This window comes from Phenylobacterium sp., assembly GCF_030693405.1.
In the GTDB taxonomy this organism is placed as follows: Bacteria; Pseudomonadota; Alphaproteobacteria; order Caulobacterales; family Caulobacteraceae; genus Phenylobacterium.
The window spans coordinates 90,552-105,872 of sequence record NZ_JAUYAW010000064.1 but is presented as its reverse complement, the minus strand read 5'-3'; the positions used below and the strand labels follow the sequence as shown (position 1 = coordinate 105,872).

General features: G+C 68.1%; 20 protein-coding genes. 10 read left to right on the top strand and 10 right to left on the bottom strand.

The window, feature by feature from the left end:
- Positions 1-4 precede the first annotated feature (4 nt).
- Positions 5-208, top strand: coding sequence for a hypothetical protein (locus Q8N19_RS13840; RefSeq protein ID WP_305591605.1), 204 nt, complete (start codon positions 5-7; stop codon positions 206-208).
- Between the two features lie 223 nt (positions 209-431).
- Here the strand turns inward: Q8N19_RS13840 and rho are convergent, their stop codons facing one another.
- The 4 genes from rho to hemE form a co-directional block, all read right to left on the bottom strand.
- Entirely contained in the window at positions 432-1,811 is a 1,380-nt protein-coding gene (rho, locus tag Q8N19_RS13835) for a transcription termination factor Rho (protein ID WP_371133857.1), read from the bottom strand.
- 245 nt (positions 1,812-2,056) lie between these two features.
- Positions 2,057-2,518: a CopD family protein gene (locus Q8N19_RS13830; protein ID WP_305591603.1), complete on the bottom strand. Its 462-nt coding sequence runs from the start codon at positions 2,516-2,518 to the stop codon at positions 2,057-2,059.
- Positions 2,515-3,555: a ferrochelatase gene (gene hemH, locus Q8N19_RS13825; RefSeq protein ID WP_305591601.1), complete on the bottom strand. Its 1,041-nt coding sequence runs from the start codon at positions 3,553-3,555 to the stop codon at positions 2,515-2,517. Before hemH ends, Q8N19_RS13830 begins: the two co-directional genes overlap by 4 nt.
- The gene (hemE, locus tag Q8N19_RS13820; protein ID WP_305591600.1) at positions 3,556-4,587 is read right to left on the bottom strand and encodes a uroporphyrinogen decarboxylase; all 1,032 of its coding nucleotides are present in this window, start codon (positions 4,585-4,587) and stop codon (positions 3,556-3,558) included.
- A gap of 531 nt (positions 4,588-5,118) precedes the next feature.
- Here hemE and Q8N19_RS13815 point away from each other — a divergent pair.
- The 5 genes from Q8N19_RS13815 to dnaQ are packed head-to-tail and all read left to right on the top strand — an operon-like array spanning position 5,119 to position 8,775.
- Positions 5,119-5,961, top strand: a complete 843-nt coding sequence (locus Q8N19_RS13815) for a pyruvate, water dikinase regulatory protein (protein WP_305591598.1) — start codon at positions 5,119-5,121, stop codon at positions 5,959-5,961.
- Positions 5,958-6,551, top strand: coding sequence for a nucleoside triphosphate pyrophosphatase (locus Q8N19_RS13810; RefSeq protein WP_305591596.1), 594 nt, complete (start codon positions 5,958-5,960; stop codon positions 6,549-6,551). Before Q8N19_RS13815 ends, Q8N19_RS13810 begins: the two co-directional genes overlap by 4 nt.
- Entirely contained in the window at positions 6,548-7,414 is an 867-nt protein-coding gene (gene aroE / locus Q8N19_RS13805) for a shikimate dehydrogenase (protein ID WP_305591594.1), read from the top strand. The genes Q8N19_RS13810 and aroE overlap by 4 nt, the downstream gene beginning before the upstream one ends.
- 5 nt (positions 7,415-7,419) lie before the next feature.
- Entirely contained in the window at positions 7,420-8,064 is a 645-nt protein-coding gene (coaE, locus tag Q8N19_RS13800; RefSeq protein WP_305591592.1) for a dephospho-CoA kinase, read from the top strand.
- 6 nt (positions 8,065-8,070) lie between these two features.
- A complete protein-coding gene (gene dnaQ / locus Q8N19_RS13795; protein WP_293318111.1) occupies positions 8,071-8,775 on the top strand; it encodes a DNA polymerase III subunit epsilon in 705 nt (234 codons plus the stop codon).
- Positions 8,776-8,836: 61 nt separating this feature from the next.
- On the opposite strand, the gene secB is transcribed toward dnaQ, so the two are convergent.
- Positions 8,837-9,343 carry a protein-export chaperone SecB gene (gene secB, locus Q8N19_RS13790; RefSeq protein WP_305591589.1) on the bottom strand — a complete coding sequence of 169 codons (507 nt, stop codon included), beginning with the start codon at positions 9,341-9,343 and terminating at the stop codon, positions 8,837-8,839.
- A gap of 207 nt (positions 9,344-9,550) precedes the next feature.
- Here secB and timA point away from each other — a divergent pair, with 207 nt between their 5' ends.
- From timA to Q8N19_RS13770, 4 genes are read left to right on the top strand one after another with little or no spacing between them, the layout of a single operon-like run.
- Entirely contained in the window at positions 9,551-10,171 is a 621-nt protein-coding gene (gene timA / locus Q8N19_RS13785; protein WP_305591587.1) for a TIM44-related membrane protein TimA, read from the top strand.
- Positions 10,172-10,175: 4 nt separating this feature from the next.
- On the top strand, positions 10,176-11,273 hold the full coding sequence (locus Q8N19_RS13780) for an MltA domain-containing protein (protein ID WP_305591585.1): 1,098 nt from the start codon (positions 10,176-10,178) through the stop codon (positions 11,271-11,273).
- The gene (locus Q8N19_RS13775) at positions 11,270-11,836 is read left to right on the top strand and encodes a Smr/MutS family protein (RefSeq protein WP_305591583.1); all 567 of its coding nucleotides are present in this window, start codon (positions 11,270-11,272) and stop codon (positions 11,834-11,836) included. Before Q8N19_RS13780 ends, Q8N19_RS13775 begins: the two co-directional genes overlap by 4 nt.
- 51 nt (positions 11,837-11,887) lie before the next feature.
- Positions 11,888-12,211 (top strand): polyhydroxyalkanoic acid system family protein, encoded by a 324-nt coding sequence (locus Q8N19_RS13770; protein WP_305591581.1) that lies wholly within the window; start codon positions 11,888-11,890, stop codon positions 12,209-12,211.
- Between the two features lie 4 nt (positions 12,212-12,215).
- Here the strand turns inward: Q8N19_RS13770 and Q8N19_RS13765 are convergent, their stop codons facing one another.
- The 5 genes from Q8N19_RS13765 to hisB are packed head-to-tail and all read right to left on the bottom strand — an operon-like array spanning position 12,216 to position 15,317.
- Positions 12,216-12,539, bottom strand: a complete 324-nt coding sequence (locus Q8N19_RS13765) for a phosphoribosyl-ATP diphosphatase (RefSeq protein ID WP_305591579.1) — start codon at positions 12,537-12,539, stop codon at positions 12,216-12,218.
- A complete protein-coding gene (hisF, locus tag Q8N19_RS13760) occupies positions 12,536-13,336 on the bottom strand; it encodes an imidazole glycerol phosphate synthase subunit HisF (RefSeq protein WP_305591577.1) in 801 nt (266 codons plus the stop codon). Before hisF ends, Q8N19_RS13765 begins: the two co-directional genes overlap by 4 nt.
- Entirely contained in the window at positions 13,336-14,058 is a 723-nt protein-coding gene (gene hisA, locus Q8N19_RS13755) for a 1-(5-phosphoribosyl)-5-[(5-phosphoribosylamino)methylideneamino]imidazole-4-carboxamide isomerase (protein WP_305591575.1), read from the bottom strand. Before hisA ends, hisF begins: the two co-directional genes overlap by 1 nt.
- On the bottom strand, positions 14,055-14,699 hold the full coding sequence (gene hisH, locus Q8N19_RS13750; RefSeq protein ID WP_305591573.1) for an imidazole glycerol phosphate synthase subunit HisH: 645 nt from the start codon (positions 14,697-14,699) through the stop codon (positions 14,055-14,057). The genes hisA and hisH overlap by 4 nt, the downstream gene beginning before the upstream one ends.
- Before the next feature lie 27 nt (positions 14,700-14,726).
- The gene (gene hisB, locus Q8N19_RS13745; RefSeq protein WP_305591571.1) at positions 14,727-15,317 is read right to left on the bottom strand and encodes an imidazoleglycerol-phosphate dehydratase HisB; all 591 of its coding nucleotides are present in this window, start codon (positions 15,315-15,317) and stop codon (positions 14,727-14,729) included.
- Between the last annotated feature and the right edge of the window lie 4 nt (positions 15,318-15,321).

Here is a 15,321-nt window from a genome sequence, read left to right as displayed (position 1 = left end):
AGACGTGGACAGCTTCTCCCTGTGGCACTGGCTGATCGTGGCGGTGTGGCTCTTCCTCATCATCTTCCCGATCGGGAAGATCCTGTCCCGCATGGGCATCCCCTGGGCCGTGGCCTTCCTGACGGTCGTGCCCGTGGTGAACCTGGTGATGCTGTGGGTGGTGGCCTTCATCAAATGGCCGAGGGATCACGTTCCCCCGACCAGCTGACGTTTCACGTGAAACAGGCCTTGCTGAGCACCCCGGCCGAAGGCCGATCAGCGAAGAGAGGACACGAAGGACACAAAGGAAGCCAAAGACACAAAGGGATCCGCGGCCACATCTTTGTGTCCTTTGCGAACCTTTGTGCGCTTTGTGTCCCGCCTTGAAAGCGCCTGCGGCGGCCTGAACCGGCCGGACAGGGCGCGCAACCTGAGCTGCGGGCCCCGCCGCCTCAGGTGTTCATCGACTGGAAGAAGTCGTCGTTGTTCTTGGCGTTGCGGAGCTTGTCGAGCAGGAACTCGATGGCGTCCTGCGCCCCCATGGGGTTGAGGATCCGGCGCAGCACATAGGTCTTCTGCAGCTGATCCTTGGGCGTGATCAGCTCTTCCTTCCGGGTGCCGGACTTCAGCACGTCGATGGCCGGGAAGATGCGCTTGTCGGCGACCTTGCGGTCGAGGACGATTTCCGAGTTACCGGTGCCCTTGAACTCTTCGAAGATGACCTCGTCCATGCGGCTGCCGGTGTCGATCAGGGCGGTGGCGATGATCGAGAGCGAACCGCCCTCCTCCACATTCCGCGCCGCGCCGAAGAAGCGCTTCGGCCGCTGCAGGGCGTTGGCGTCCACGCCGCCGGTCAGCACCTTGCCCGAGGACGGGACCACGGTGTTGTAGGCGCGGCCGAGACGGGTGACGGAGTCCAGCAGGATGACCACGTCGCGCTTGTGTTCCACCAGGCGCTTGGCCTTTTCGATGACCATCTCGGCGACCTGCACGTGGCGGGTGGCCGGCTCGTCGAAGGTGGACGCGATGACCTCGCCGCGCACGGTGCGCTGCATGTCGGTCACTTCTTCCGGCCGCTCATCGATCAGCAGGACGATCAGATAGACCTCGGGGTGGTTAGCCTCGATGGACTTGGCGATGTTTTGCAGCATCACCGTCTTACCCACCCGCGGCGGGGCGACGATCAGGCAGCGCTGGCCCTTGCCCAGGGGGGCGACGATGTCGATCACCCGGCCCGAACGGTCCTTCAAGGTTGGATCATCGATCTCCATCCGCAGGCGCTCTTCAGGATAGAGCGGCGTCAGGTTGTCGAAGTGGACCTTGTGGCGAACGTTCTCGGGGTCTTCGAAGTTGATCTGGTCGACCTTGACCAGGGCGAAGTAGCGCTCGCCTTCCCGCGGCGCGCGGATGGCGCCGACTACGGAATCGCCGGTGCGCAGGCCGAACTTCCGGATCTGTGAGGGGCTCACATAGATGTCGTCCGGGCCGGGCAGATAGTTGGCCTCGGGGCTGCGCAGGAAGCCGAACCCGTCGGGCAGGACCTCCATGGTGCCGGAGCCTGAAATCTCCACGCCTTCTTCGGCGAGGGTCTTCAGGATGCCGAACATCATGTCCTGCTTGCGCATCGAGTTGGCGTTCTCGATGTCCATCTGCTCGGCGAAGGCCAGCAGGTCGGAGGAGGATTTCTCCTTCAGCTCCTGGAGCGACATCTTGGTCAGGCCCATGGCCGCGATCGCCTGGGAGGCCAGGGACGGCTCGTCCAGGTCGTTGTCGGCGCCCCCGTCCTCGTCGGTCTGATTTTCGAGGACCTGGGTTTCGGTGTCTTCGCTCATGATGGTCTTTAAAGGCTCTAATGGAAATTATCGGTCCTCCGGCCGGCCAGACGGAGTCCGGGCGGGCGGGGACGAGAGGTGGGGCGCTGTCTTGGGCGGCGCCGGCTATGTTGTCTCGAGGACCGGGCCGTCGGCGGTAAACGCGCGGCGCCGGGAAAAGGCGGGGCGCGGGATGGCTCCCGCGTCCCTAGCCAAAACCACAGGCGGGGGCCTGTGGTCAATAGCCGTCTCCAGATCAGATGGGTCTAACGGCCGCCGAATTCCAGGGTCACGGCCAGGACGGCGACGATGGTGATCAGGAAGGGGATCTCGTTGGTGGCCCGCCAGAACTTGGCCGACCTCGGCCGTTCGCCGGCCGCAATCTTCTTCCGCGCGCCCGCCAGCATGCCGTGCCAGCCGGACAGGAAGATCACCAGGGCGAGCTTCAGCATCATCCAGGGCTGCAGCAGGAAGGCCCAGCCCTGACCCATGGCGTGCACGTGATACATGATCAGGCTGAGGCCAAAGATCCAGGTGATCACCATCGAGGGGTTAATGATGATCCGCAGGAGCTTGGCCTCCCACACCTTGAAATGGGCGTCGAACTCGCTGCCGGGCGGCGCGGTCTCGGTGTGGTAGGCGTAGAGCCTCGGCAGGTACATCATGCCGGCCATCCAGGCGATGACCGCGATAATGTGCAGGCCCCGAAGCAGATCATACCAGTTCATGCCGCCCTCCCCGTATTGCAGGCGCATTTCCCATAGGCGGCGGGACAGGTCCAGCCGCCGGCCGGCGCCACGGCGGCCCCGCTGTCCAGGGCGTCGAGCACCATGGCCTTCAGCCCATCGATGAAGCCAGGCGTCACGCCGAGCGCCGGAACCCGCAGATAGGGCGCGCAGCCGATCTCATGGGCGATCTCGGCATATTCGTGATCCAGCTCCACCAGGGTCTCCACATGTTCGGAGACAAAGGCGATGGGGGTCAGCAGCACGCCACGATTGTCGGCCTTGGCCTGGCGGATGGCGTCCTCGGTGGATGGCCCGATCCAGGCCAGCGGCCCGACCTTGCTCTGATAGCAGACCTGCCAGTCGGGCAGGTCCGGCAACAGGGCGGCGACAGCTGCTGCGGCGGCCTCCACCTGGGCCTGGTAGGGATCGCCGTCCTTGATCACCTTCTCCGGCAGGCCGTGCGCTGAGAACAAAAGGCGTACATTATCCGGCCGACCGGCGGCCTCCCAGGTCTCGGCGATCTTGGCCGCGTGGGCCGCCACCAGCTTCGCCTCCGTGGGATAGCAGCACACCGCCCGCGAGACGCCGGGACCGCGATAGACCTTGGCCCAGTCCTTCAGGGAGGAGGCCGAGGTGGTGGTGGAAAACTGCGGATAGAGCGGCAGCAGCACGATCTCGTCCGGGGCGAAGGCCGCCACCTCCGCCGCTGTCGCCTTGGCCCTGGGGTTCCAGTAGCGCATGGCGATGAAGATGCGGGTCTCAAGCTCCGGCGCGGCGGTCGCCAACGCCGCCTCCAGGGCCCTGGCCTGGGCTTGCGTCTCGGGCAGCAGGGGCGAGCCGCCCCCCATGATGGCGTAATTGGCCTGGGCGCTCTTCTTGCGGGTCGTGGAGATTAGGGCGGCCAGGGCGTAGCGGGCCGGCGCTGGCAGGCCGATGATGGCCGGGTCGCGGAACAGGTTGAAGAGGAAGGGCTGGACGGAGTCCGGACCATCGGGGCCGCCCAGATTGAACAGGACGACCGCAAGCTTCTTCTTCATCTAGGTCCCCGTAACCCGGCGCACGGCGCGTTCGATATGCTCCACCGGGGTGTCCGGCAGAACCCCGTGGCCCAGATTGAAGATATAGGGGCCCTTGCCCCATTGTTCGATCAGGGCGTCGATGCGGGCGTCCATGGCCGGTCCCCCGGCCCGCAGCAGCAGATTGTCCAGCGCGCCTTGGATGGCCTTGCCGCCGGCCTGGATCCTCTGACCCTGGGCGGCGCTGGCCTGGGTGTCCAGGGCCACGGCCTGGACCGGAACCTTGGCCGCATAATTGTCCACCAGGGCGCCGGCCCCGCGGGGGAAGCCGATGAAGGGAGTGTCGATCCCGGCGGCGCGGACCTTTTCGATGATCGCGGCATGGGGACGGATGACGATCCGTTCGAAGACGTCCTCGGCCAGGCCCTCGGCCCAGCTCTCGAACAGCTTCAGCGCCTGGGCGCCAGCCTTGGCCTGCATCACCAGGTAGCGGGCGGTGGATTCCACCAGAATGTCCAGCAGCCGGTCCAGGGCCTCGGGGTTCTGATAGGCATAGGTCCGGGCGCCGGAACGATCGGACCCGCGGCCTTCGATCATATAGGTGGCCACGGTCCAGGGCGCGCCGGCGAAGCCGATCAGGGCCCGGTCCTGCTCCAGTTCAGCCCGAACCCGGGTCAGGGTTTCCCCGATCTCGGAAAGCCTGCCGGTCGAGGCCTCGATCTCAGCCTCCATCGCCGAAAGCTCAGGCAGTTCGCCGAGCCTTGGCCCCTCGCCGGCCTCAAACCACACCTTCTGGCCCAGCGCCTTGGGCAGCAGCAGGATGTCGGCGAAGACGATGGCCGCATCCAGGGGGAACCGGCGCATGGGCTGCAGGGTCGCCTCGGCCGCCATCTGCGGATTGTGACAGAAGGCGATGAAGTCCGGCGCACGGGTCCGCAGCTCACGGTACTCCGGCAGGGACCGGCCGGCTTGGCGCATGAACCAGACCGGGGGACGCTCAAGGGTTTCGCCGGCCAGGGCGCGGAGGAGGCGGGGTTTTGCAGGTTCGCTCATGCCAAGCCTTAAAGCGGCTCTGGGGGCCAGGCTCAAGTCTCCTGGTGAGAGGGTCAGGACCGCTTGTCCCCCTCGCCCGCCCTTCTTCCTGAAAGAAAGAGATTGTTTGGACAGAGGAGGTGGTAGGGCCGGTCAGACCCGGGGATAAGCCTGCCCCGGCACAGCCATACCAAGGGAACTCACAGCTCGCCCCTGATCTGTCCCAAGGCGTTGAGGGCCTCTGTGAGTCCCGGGCATAAGGTCAAGGTCGTGGCTCAAACCTTAACAAAACCTTAAGAGACGTCCGCTCGCGGACTGAGGATGACTGGCCCCTCGCCTGCGCCCCTGTGTTTACCTTTCGTTAAGGTTTTCCCCGGCGGGTGATCTTGTGTGCGAAAACCGGTCCAGCGGCGGGTCTGTCCCGGCCCCCGGCGGAAGCGCCTGCCAGGCCGGGATAAGTCGTCACCTATCCCCAAGCCTGTCCGCCTCGGTTAAGAGACTTATCGACTCCCTCGTCCCCAAGAGCATTTTGTCGCAGGCCGCCGCCCCGGTATGACCAACCCGCGCATCGCCACCTATTTCCATCTGCATCTGGTCTCGGACTCCACCGGCGAGACGCTGAACGCTATGGCCCGCGCCGTATGCGCCCGGTTCGACGACGTCCTGCCCATCGAGCACATCTACGCCCTGGTGCGGTCCCGCCGGCAGCTGGACCGCGCCCTGGCCGATATCGAGTCCGCCCCGGGCCTGGTCATTCACACCATTGTCGACGCTGAACTCAGAGCGGCTCTGGAGGATGGGTGCCGGCGGCTGGAGATCGCCTGTATCGCCGCCCTCGATCCTCTGGTCTCGGCGGTGTCCCGCTATCTGGGCCTGGCTACCTCCACCCGGGTCGGCGCTCAGCACGCGCTGGACCACGAGTACTTCAACCGTATGGACGCCCTGAACTACGCTATCGGCCACGATGATGGTCAGGGGGGCCAGGATCTGGAACAGGCTGATGTGGTCCTGGTCGGCGTGTCGCGCACCTCGAAGACACCAACCTGCATCTATCTGGCCCATCGCGGCGTGCGGGCGGCCAATGTGCCCCTAGTCCCGTCGCGGCCGATCCCTGACAAACTGCTGCAGCTGAAGAACACCCTGGTGGTGGGCCTGACCATCTCGCCCGACCGGCTGATCCAGATCCGGCGCAACCGCCTGCTCAGCCTCAAAGAGAACCGCACCTCGGCCTATATCGACGTGGACAATGTCCGGGAGGAGATTGTCCAGGCCCGCAGGCTCTATGAGCGACAGGGCTGGCCGGTGATCGACGTCACCCGCCGCTCGGTGGAGGAAACCGCCGCCGCGGTCATGAACCTGCTGACCTCCGGCCGCCAGGTGGACATACTGGGATGACCCGCATCATTCTCGCTTCCCAGAGTGCGGCCCGCAGCCAGCTGCTGACGGGCGCGGGCGTCGTGTTCGACAAGATCGTCTCCGGCGTCGACGAGGACCTGGTCAAGGCCCGAATCCAGGCCGAGGGCGGCAGCCCCCGCGCGGTCGCCCAGGCCTTGGCCGACATCAAGGCGGTGACCGTCTCGGACCTGCAGCCCGGTCTCGTGATCGGCGCAGATCAGACCCTGGAATTCGACGGCGTCCTCTATGACAAGGCCAGGGGCCTGGACGAGGCCCGCGCGCGACTGCTCTCTCTGCGCGGTCAGCCGCACCATCTGCATTCGGCGGTCACCCTGGCTCAGGATGGCCAGGTCCTGTGGTCGGAGACGGCCAGCGCCACCCTGACCATGCGCGACTTCTCCGAACCCTTCCTCGACGCCTATCTCGAACAGGAGGGCGAGGCGATGCTGGGCTCGGTGGGCTGTTACCGGCTGGAAGGTCCAGGCGCCCAGCTGTTCGCCCAGATCGAGGGGGACTACTTCGCCATACTTGGCCTGCCCATGCTGGGCCTCCTGGACCAGCTGCGCCAGCGCGGCGCTCTGATCCCATGAGCGCGGTCCTCACCGGGGGGGCCAAGGTCGCCGGCGTGGTCGGATCGCCGGTCCGTCATTCCCTGAGCCCCCTGATCCACAACGCCTGGATCGATAGCCTCGGCCTCGACGCCGTCTATGCGCCCTTCAGTCCGCCAGAGACGGGGTTTGAAGCCTTCGTCCAGGGTCTGCGCGGCGGGGCTATCGCCGGCCTGAACGTGACCCTGCCCTTCAAGGAACAAGCCCTGGCCCTGGCCGACGCCCCGAGCCCGGCGGCCCAGGCGGCGGGGGCGGCCAATCTTCTGCTGTTCAAATCCGACGGACAGATCCTCGCCGACAACACTGATGGGACGGGTCTGCTGGCCGCCTTCGCCAGCCAGGCGCCGGGCTTTGATCCCGCCGCCGCACCCGTCGTGATCCTGGGGGCCGGGGGCGCGGCGCGGGGCGCAGCCGCCGCCTTCATCGCGGCCGGCGCGCCGGAGGTGCTGATCCTGAACCGCACGCTTTCCCGGGCTGAGGCCATCGCCGAGCGTCTGGGCTCTGGCGTGCGCGCCCTGGGCCTTGATGAAGCCACTCACGCCTTTGACGGCGCCGGCGCAGTGATCAACGCCACCTCGGCGGGCCTGTCGGGCCAGGGCGAGCTCGACGTGCCGCTGGGCGCTACGCCGGCTGGCTGCGTGGTCATGGACATGGTCTACAAGCCGCTGATCACGCCCTTCCTGGCCAGGGCGCAGGCGGAGAGCCGCCGCACGGTCGATGGCCTGGCCATGCTGATCGGCCAGGCCGTCCCGTCCTTCACCGCCTTTTTCGGGGTCGCGCCGCCGGCGCATGTGGATGTCCGCGCCCTGGCGCTGAACAGTCTGAGCCTGAACGAGAGGATCTAGAGACAATGCTGATCATCGGCCTGACCGGCTCCATCGGCATGGGCAAGTCCACCACCGCGGCCATGTTCCGCGAGCATGGGACGCCCGTCTATGACGCCGACGCCGCCGTGCACGATCTCTATGATGTGGGCGGCGCGGCCGTGGTTCCGGTGGGCGAGGCCTTTCCGGGCGTCGTCCAGGGCGGGGCCGTGGACCGGGAGCTGCTGCGCCAGCGGGTGCTCGGCGATCCCGAGGCCCTGAAGCGGCTGAACGCCATCGTCCATCCCCTGGTGGGGATCGACCGCCAGAGCTTCTTCGCTGAGGCCCAAGCCAAGGGCGCCGACATGGTCGTCCTCGACATCCCCCTGCTCTACGAGACCGGCGGCGATGCGCGCATGGACGCCGTAGTGGTGGTGAGCGCCCCGGCCGACATGCAGCGCGAACGGGTGCTGGCCAGACCCGGGATGACGCCGGAGCGGCTCGACGCCATCCTCGCCCAGCAGATGGCCGACGCCGAAAAGCGCGCCCGCGCCCACTATGTGGTGGAGACCGGTCATGGGCTTGAGCACGCTCGCGCCCAGGTCACGGAAATTGTGAACGCCCTGCGCGCCCGGGCCGCCGCGGCCGCGGCGCCTGGCGCGGTTGAAGCTGAAACCAAACCGGGCCATTGAGACCCGATGGCCCGCGAAATCGTTCTCGACACCGAAACCACCGGCTTTGAGCCCCGCGAGGGCCACCGCCTGGTGGAGCTGGCCTGCCTCGAGATCGAGGACTTCATCCCCACCGGCCGCACCTTCCACTGCTATATCGACCCCCTGCGGGACATGCCGCCCGAGGCTGAGAAGGTGCATGGCCTGTCGGCGGATTTCTTGCGGGGCAAGCCCAGGTTCGAGGCGCCCGAGGTGGTGGACGCCTTTCTCGACTTCGTCGGCGACGCGCCGATCGTCGCTCACAACGCCGCGTTCGACCGGACCTTCATCAATTTCGAGCTCGGCCTCTGCGGCCGGATCGAGATCATCGAACACCGCTGGGTGGACACCTTGGTCCTGGCCCGCGCCCGGTTCCCGGGCATGGCCAATTCCCTGGACGCGCTCTGCCGGCGTTTCAAGATCTCGCTCACCGACCGGGAAAAGCACGGGGCGCTGATCGACGCGCGGCTGCTGGCCGATGTCTATCTGGAGCTGAAGGGCGGCCGCGAACGGCGCCTGGAGCTGGCCCCGGCCATGGTCGCCCAGGCGGTGGGCGCAGCGCGCCAGGCGAGCTATGGGGCCAGGCCCCGGCCCCTGACCGTGGTGGCCAGCGATCTGGAGCGAGAACGCCACGCGGCCTTCGTCCGCGACGTGGTCAAGTCCGACCTGCTCTGGAAGAAGCACGGCCTCTAGATACGAAAACGGCGCCCCGAAGGGCGCCGTTGAACACGGCCCGATGGGCCGCGCCGTAGGATCAGGCGTGGCCGATCTCGTCCATCTGTGACAGGTCGCCCTGGGCCTTGCGGGCCGCATAGACCCCCGCAAAATCAATCGGATCGAGCAGGAAGGGGGGGAAGCCCCCGTCCGAGGTCACGTCGGCGATCACCCGGCGGGCGAAGGGGAACAGGAAGCGGGGGCAGTCCACGAGCAGCACCTGCTCCAGGTCCTCTGGCGCCACGCCATTGATCCCGAACACGCCGCCATAGAGCAGCTCCACATGGAAGACCGGGCCGTCTTCGCGCGAGGCCCGCGCCGACAGCTTCAGGTCCACCTCGAACAGCCCGTCCTCGCGGCCGCGGGCGTTCATCTCCACGCCCAGATCGATCTGCGGCTGGACGCCGGTCCCGCGCAGGGCGTCAGGCGCGCGGGGGTTCTCGAAGGAGAGGTCGCGGATGAACTGGGCCAGGATGCGGACACCCGGAACAAAGGCCTCAGCGCCGTTCGGCAGGCCGCCGGGGGCGGCGGCGTCGGTGTCGGTCATGCACGTCTGTCCGTTATGGGAGGCCAGGCCGGCGCCAGGGCCGACCGTCTTTCGGCGGGAAAACCCGCCCATTCCTGGCGCGGGCTGCTAACATGCGACCCTGCGTGATGCAACGTCGGTCCTGACGCCGGCGTTTTGAGCGACTATATAGATCACAAGGGCCGCGTTTCTGGCCCGCTCGTCCACAGAAGCCCACGAGAGACCCGTTTGCCCCTACTGGAGCTGATCATCTTCGCCGCCCTGGCGGCCATTGTCCTGTACCAGCTCTATTCGGTGCTGGGACGGCGTGTCGGACGGCAACCGGAGGACAAGCCTGCGGGCGAGGCCCAGCCGAGCCCCGTGCGTCCTGTGGAGCGGGTGCTGGAGGCGTCTGAGGAGGCCGAAGGCGTCGCCCTGTCGGGCCTGGCCGCGGTCCGCGCCCGGGACCCGTCCTTCGACCTCAGCCACTTCCTGCATGGCGCCAAGTCGGCCTATCAGATGATCGTCAACGCCTTCGCCAGCGGTGACCGCGACACCCTGCGCAACCTTCTGTCGGACGAAGTCTATTCGGCCTTTGAATCGGCCATATCCGCCCGGGAGGCCGAGGGCCGCACCGAGACGGTGGAATTCCTGCATCCGCCCCGGGCGGATATGGAAAAGGCCGAGGTCGAGGCCGATGCCGCTCGCGTCACCGTGCGCTTCCTGGCCGAGCTGCGCAGCCGCACCAAGGACGAACGCGGCGAGGCGGTGGACGACCGCCGCACCGCCGAGCTCTGGACCTTCGAGCGCAACCTCAAGAGCAAAGACCCCAACTGGACCCTGGTTCACGTCGACGCCGCGGAGGCCTAGGTCTGTGCGTTTGCGTCTGGTCGGCGTCATCGGCGGCGCCCTCCTCCTGAGCGCCTGCGCCACCGCGCGGGCGCCTGATGAGGCTTCGACTCCCCCCACTCCGCCTGCGCCCTCGCCGGGGGCGCCCCCCCGGGATGGGCCCCCGCCGGCGCCGATCGCCTTCAGCAGCCTGACCGGCTGGGCCAGCGCCGACCACGCCGAGGCTTTCGCCGCCTATCAGGCCACCTGCGGGGTGGCCAAGGCGCCGGCCGAGGTGGAGGTCTGCCGCCGGGCCCGGGCGCAGCCGCGCCTGGAGACCGACGCGGCCCGGGCCTTCTTCGAGGCCAACTTCCGTCTCGAGCCGGTCCCGGGCGAAGGGGTGCTGACCGCCTATTACGCCCCGGAATACACCGCCCGGACAACGCCGGACGCCGAATACAGCGCGCCCGTGCGCCCCAAGCCCGCCAACCACGCCGCCCTGTCGGGGCGGGCTGATCGGGCGGCCATCGAGGCCACGCCGCCGGACGTCGTCCTGGCCTGGATGCGGCCTGAGGAGCTGTTCTTCCTGCAGATCCAGGGCTCCGGCGTCCTGACCTTCCCCGACGGGCTGCGGGTCAAGGTGCTGTTCGCCGCCCACAATGACTTGCCGTTTTCCGGCATCGCCAATCACATGCGCGACCGCGGCCTGCTGGAGGCGAACAATACGTCTGGCGAGGCGATCCGCGCCTGGCTGGCGGCCCGCCGGGGACCTGAGGCCGACGCCATCATGCGGCTGAACCGCCGCTATGTCTGGTTCCGCCTGGAAGCCGATGACGGCCTGCATCCCGTCGGTGCGGCCGGGGTTCCCCTGCCCCCCGACCACGCCATCGCTGTGGACCTGAGCCAGCACCGGGTCGGCGAACTGTTCTGGATCGACGCCACCGCACCCATCCTCAGCGGCGCCTTCCCCACCTATCGCCGCCTGGCCGTCGCCCTGGACACGGGCGGCGCCATCAAGGGCCAGGTCCGGGCCGACCTCTATCTGGGCTCCGGGCCAGAGGCAGGCGTGGAGGCGGGCCGCGTCCGCCACACCCTGAGAATGGTGCGCCTGGCGCCCCGGGTGGGACCCGACCCCGGCCGATGAAACGCCCGCTTCGACCTGAGGAGCACAGGCTCTGGTCGGTCGTGGCGGCCACGCTTCACCCTCTGCCCGGACGGCACACGCCAACGGCGCCAGCTGAGCCAGCCGACCCGCCGCCGCAGGCCGCAGCGCCGGCGGGCAAGGCCCCGCCGGGCAAGCAGCCCCCTAAGCGTCCGGCCCCGGGACCTGCGCCGGCGCCGAAAACCTCGCCCCCGGCCCCGTGGCCAGGCCCTGAACTGATTGAGCCCAACCGCCATCACCGGATCGTGCGTGAGCGCGATCCCATCGCCGCGCGGCTCGACCTGCATGGCCTGACCTATGACGCGGCCCGGGCGCGGCTGGACGGCTTCCTGCTGCAGGCCTGGCATGAGGGCCATCGGGCCGTGCTGGTGATCACCGGCAAGGGCTCCCGTGGAAGCGGCGACGGAACCCTGCGCCGGGCGGCTCCCGAGTGGTTGGCCGCCCCGCATCTGCGCTCCATCGTGGCCGGCGTTTCAGAGGCCCATCGTCGGCATGGAGGCGGCGGCGCCCTCTATGTGGCGCTGAAACGCAAGCCGCGGGGATGAGCCTGTGCGCAGATTTCGCGTTAGACTGACCCGAACACAGCGAGGTCGCCGATGAAGCCCGTCACCATCGACATTCCCCACACCCTGGGCGCCGCCGAGGCGCGGCGACGGCTGGAAGACGGGTTCGACAAGATTCTCAGTCAGGTGGGTGAGGGCGCCAAGGTCACCCGCCAGTGGACCGGCGATCGCATGGCGTTTTCCGCCACGGTGCTGGGCCAGACCATCAGCGGACACCTGGACGTCCTGGCCGACGCCGTCCGCATGGAGATCAAGCTGCCCAATGTGCTGGCCATGCTGGCGGGCAAGATCAAGGGCCGGGTGCAGACCCAGGGCCAGCTGCTGCTGGAGAACAAGCCTCCCCCGCCCAAACCATAGCGCTCTAGCCCTTGCGGCCGGCCTTCTCGGCATGGCCGGACACGCCCTCGCGGGCTTCGAGCCTGGCGGCGACCTCGTCGAGGGACACCCCTGACGCGGCCATGACCACCAGCCAGTGATAGAGCAGGTCCGCGCTCTCGGCGGCCAAGGCGTCCTTATCGGCCTGCACGGCGGCGATCACCGTCTCGATCGCCTCTTCGCCTAGCTTCTTGGCGGCCAGTGCGGGCTCAGCCAGCAGGCGGGCGGTGTAGGAGGCGGCCGGATCGCCGCCCTTGCGGCTTTCGATCACGGCCGAAAGACGGGTGAGCACCTCGGCCAGCCGGCTCATGAGAAGGCCTCGGCGGCGTCGCGGCGCATCTCCGCCCCGGTCAGGCGGGCGGGCAGGCCGGCGGCGATCATGGCCTGCTTGACCTCGCCGATGGACACCTCGCCGAAATGGAAGATGGAGGCGGCGAGCACCGCATCGGCGCCCCCCTGGGTGGCGGCCTCGACCATGTGGGCGGCCGAACCGGCGCCGCCCGAGGCGATCACCGGCACGCTGACGGCGCCGGTCACGGCGCGCAGCAGCGCGATATCATAGCCGGTCTTGGCCCCGTCCCGATCCATGGAGGTCAGCAGGATCTCGCCGGCCCCCTTCTCCACCGCCAGGCGGGCATAGTCGACCACGTCCAGGCCGGTGTCCTTGCGGCCCCCATAGATGAAGACCCGCCAGTCCCCGTCCTCGGTCCGCTTGGCGTCGATGGCGCAGACCACGGCCTGGGAGCCGAAGGCGTCGGCGCAGGCGCTAATCAGGTCGGGGTTCTCAACAGCGGCGGTGTTCACCGAAATCTTGTCGGCGCCGGCCAGCAAAAGCCGCCGCGCATCGTCCACCGCGCGGATACCGCCCCCGACGCTGAGCGGCATGAAGCAGACATCGGCGGTGCGGGCGATCACGTCGAGGATGGCCCCGCGGCCCTCGTGGCTCGCGGTGATGTCCAGGAACATCAGCTCGTCGGCGCCGGCCGCGTCATAGGCGCTGGCCTGCTCCACCGGATCGCCGGCGTCGCGCAGGGACAGGAACTGCACGCCCTTGACCACGCGGCCGTCCTTGACGTCCAGGCAGGGGATGACGCGCAGGTTCAGCATCAGGCCGCGGCCTTGATGGCTTCGGGCGCCTTGATGGCGCCGGTATAGAGGGCTCGGCCCAGGACCGCGCCGGCGATGGGGCGGCCCTTGCGGGCGCGCAGACGATGAATGTCCTCGACGCTAGCCAGACCGCCGGCCGCGATCACCGGAATGTCCACCGCGTCGGCCATGGCCCCGAACACGTCCACATTGAAGCCGGTCAGGGCGCCGTCGCGGTCGATGTCGGTGATGATCAGCGCGCTGACGCCGGCGTCCTCAAACCGCTTGGCCACGGTGACGGCGTCGAGATCGGAATCCTCGGTCCAGCCCTGGACAGCCACCTTGCCGCCGCGGACGTCGACGCTGACGGCGATCTGTTCGGGCCACAGGCGGGCGGCCTCCACCACCACCTGCGGTTCGCGCACGGCCAGCGTGCCGAGGATCACCCGGCTGACACCGGCCTCGATCCAGCCCTCGATATCGGCCAGGCTGCGGATGCCGCCGCCCAGCTGCACGGGGACCGATACGGCCGAGAGAATGGCCTCCACGGCCGAGGCGTTGACGGCCTTGCCTTCCACCGCCCCGTTCAGGTCCACCACATGGATCCAGGGGAAGCCGGCATTGGCCCACTGCTTGGCCTGGTCGGCGGGCGAGGTGTTGAACACCGTGGCGGTGTCGAGGACGCCGTGCAGCACGCGCACGCACTGGCCGTCCTTAAGGTCGATGGCCGGATAGAGGATCAAGGTCGCCACTCCAGAAAGCGCGCGAGGAGAGAAAGCCCGGCAGACTGCGACTTCTCCGGGTGGAATTGAACCCCCGCCACATTGCCCCGCGCCACGGCGGCGGCGAACCGGCCCCCGTGATCGGTGAAGGCGGCCACGTCGGCGGGATCGGCCGCGTGGAAGGCGAAGGAGTGGGTGAAATACATGGCCCCGTCGGCGACGAGGCCGAGGGCGTGACCGGCTGGGCTGATGTCGTCCAGGCTGTTCCAGCCCATGTGCGGCACCTTGCAGGAGGGGCTGGCCGGCGTCAGGCGGCGGACCTCGCCGGGGATCCAATCGAGGCCCGGGGTTTCGCCGAACTCCAGGCCGCGGCTGGCCAGAAGCTGCATGCCGACGCAGACCCCCAGGAAGGGGACGCCGCGGGTCTGCACCGCTTCGGTGATCGCTTCGACCAGGCCAGGCCTGGCCATCAGCGCCCCGCGGCAGGCGGCGAAGGCGCCGACGCCCGGCAGGACGATGCGATCGGCGGCGGCCACCGTCTCGGGATCAGAGGTGACGCGAATCTCCGTAGCCCCAGGCGCGGAGCCGGCGGCTTTTTCGAGGGCGTTCTGCGCCGAACGGAGATTGCCCGACCCGTAGTCGATCAGGGCGACGGTCTGCATAGCGGTTCCTTAGACCCTTGGGCGCGCCTAGAGCACGCCCTTTGTGGAGGGGGCCTGGCCGCCCGTCTTGGGGTCGATCTCAATGGCGGTGCGCAGGGCCCGGGCCAAGGCCTTGAACCCGCTCTCGGCGATATGGTGGCTGTTGTCCCCGTACAGGGTCTCCAGATGCACGCAGGCGCCGCAATTCATGGCGAAGGCGTGGTGGAACTCCTTGAACAGCTCGGTGTCCATCTCGCCGATCTTCGGCGTCCGGAAGGTGGTCTTCCAGATCAGATAGGGCCGGTTGGACAGGTCGATGGCGCAGCGCGTCAGGGTCTCGTCCATGGGGATATAGGCATGGCCGAACCGGCGAATGCCCTTGAACCCATCCAGCGCCTTGTGGATCGCCTGGCCCAGCACGATGCCGGTGTCCTCCACCGTGTGGTGGGCGTCGATGTGAAGGTCGCCCTTGGTGCGGACCTTCAGGTCGATGCCGCCATGGCGGGCGAAGGCGTCGAGCATGTGGTCAAAGAAGCCGACGCCGGTCTCGACATCGGACACGCCGGTCCCGTCCAGATCGACGCTGATCGTGATCTGGGTTTCCTTCGTGTTGCGAACCACCTCGGCCGTGCGCGCCATGGTC

What these genes read in the sequence shown, in the direction of transcription:
- hisB (WP_305591571.1), bottom strand. Translation starts at nt 15,317, where the DNA reads ATGGCGCGCACGGCCGAGGTGGTTCGCAACACGAAGGAAACCCAGATC.
- Q8N19_RS13765 (WP_305591579.1), bottom strand. Translation starts at nt 12,539, where the DNA reads ATGAGCCGGCTGGCCGAGGTGCTCACCCGTCTTTCGGCCGTGATCGAA.
- Q8N19_RS13770 (WP_305591581.1), top strand. Translation starts at nt 11,888, where the DNA reads ATGAAGCCCGTCACCATCGACATTCCCCACACCCTGGGCGCCGCCGAG.
- hisF (WP_305591577.1), bottom strand. Translation starts at nt 13,336, where the DNA reads ATGCTGAACCTGCGCGTCATCCCCTGCCTGGACGTCAAGGACGGCCGC.
- secB (WP_305591589.1), bottom strand. Translation starts at nt 9,343, where the DNA reads ATGACCGACACCGACGCCGCCGCCCCCGGCGGCCTGCCGAACGGCGCT.
- aroE (WP_305591594.1), top strand. Translation starts at nt 6,548, where the DNA reads ATGAGCGCGGTCCTCACCGGGGGGGCCAAGGTCGCCGGCGTGGTCGGA.
- Q8N19_RS13830 (WP_305591603.1), bottom strand. Translation starts at nt 2,518, where the DNA reads ATGAACTGGTATGATCTGCTTCGGGGCCTGCACATTATCGCGGTCATC.
- coaE (WP_305591592.1), top strand. Translation starts at nt 7,420, where the DNA reads ATGCTGATCATCGGCCTGACCGGCTCCATCGGCATGGGCAAGTCCACC.
- hemH (WP_305591601.1), bottom strand. Translation starts at nt 3,555, where the DNA reads ATGAAGAAGAAGCTTGCGGTCGTCCTGTTCAATCTGGGCGGCCCCGAT.
- Q8N19_RS13810 (WP_305591596.1), top strand. Translation starts at nt 5,958, where the DNA reads ATGACCCGCATCATTCTCGCTTCCCAGAGTGCGGCCCGCAGCCAGCTG.
- Q8N19_RS13815 (WP_305591598.1), top strand. Translation starts at nt 5,119, where the DNA reads ATGACCAACCCGCGCATCGCCACCTATTTCCATCTGCATCTGGTCTCG.
- hemE (WP_305591600.1), bottom strand. Translation starts at nt 4,587, where the DNA reads ATGAGCGAACCTGCAAAACCCCGCCTCCTCCGCGCCCTGGCCGGCGAA.
- hisH (WP_305591573.1), bottom strand. Translation starts at nt 14,699, where the DNA reads ATGCAGACCGTCGCCCTGATCGACTACGGGTCGGGCAATCTCCGTTCG.
- Q8N19_RS13775 (WP_305591583.1), top strand. Translation starts at nt 11,270, where the DNA reads ATGAAACGCCCGCTTCGACCTGAGGAGCACAGGCTCTGGTCGGTCGTG.
- rho (WP_371133857.1), bottom strand. Translation starts at nt 1,811, where the DNA reads ATGAGCGAAGACACCGAAACCCAGGTCCTCGAAAATCAGACCGACGAG.
- dnaQ (WP_293318111.1), top strand. Translation starts at nt 8,071, where the DNA reads ATGGCCCGCGAAATCGTTCTCGACACCGAAACCACCGGCTTTGAGCCC.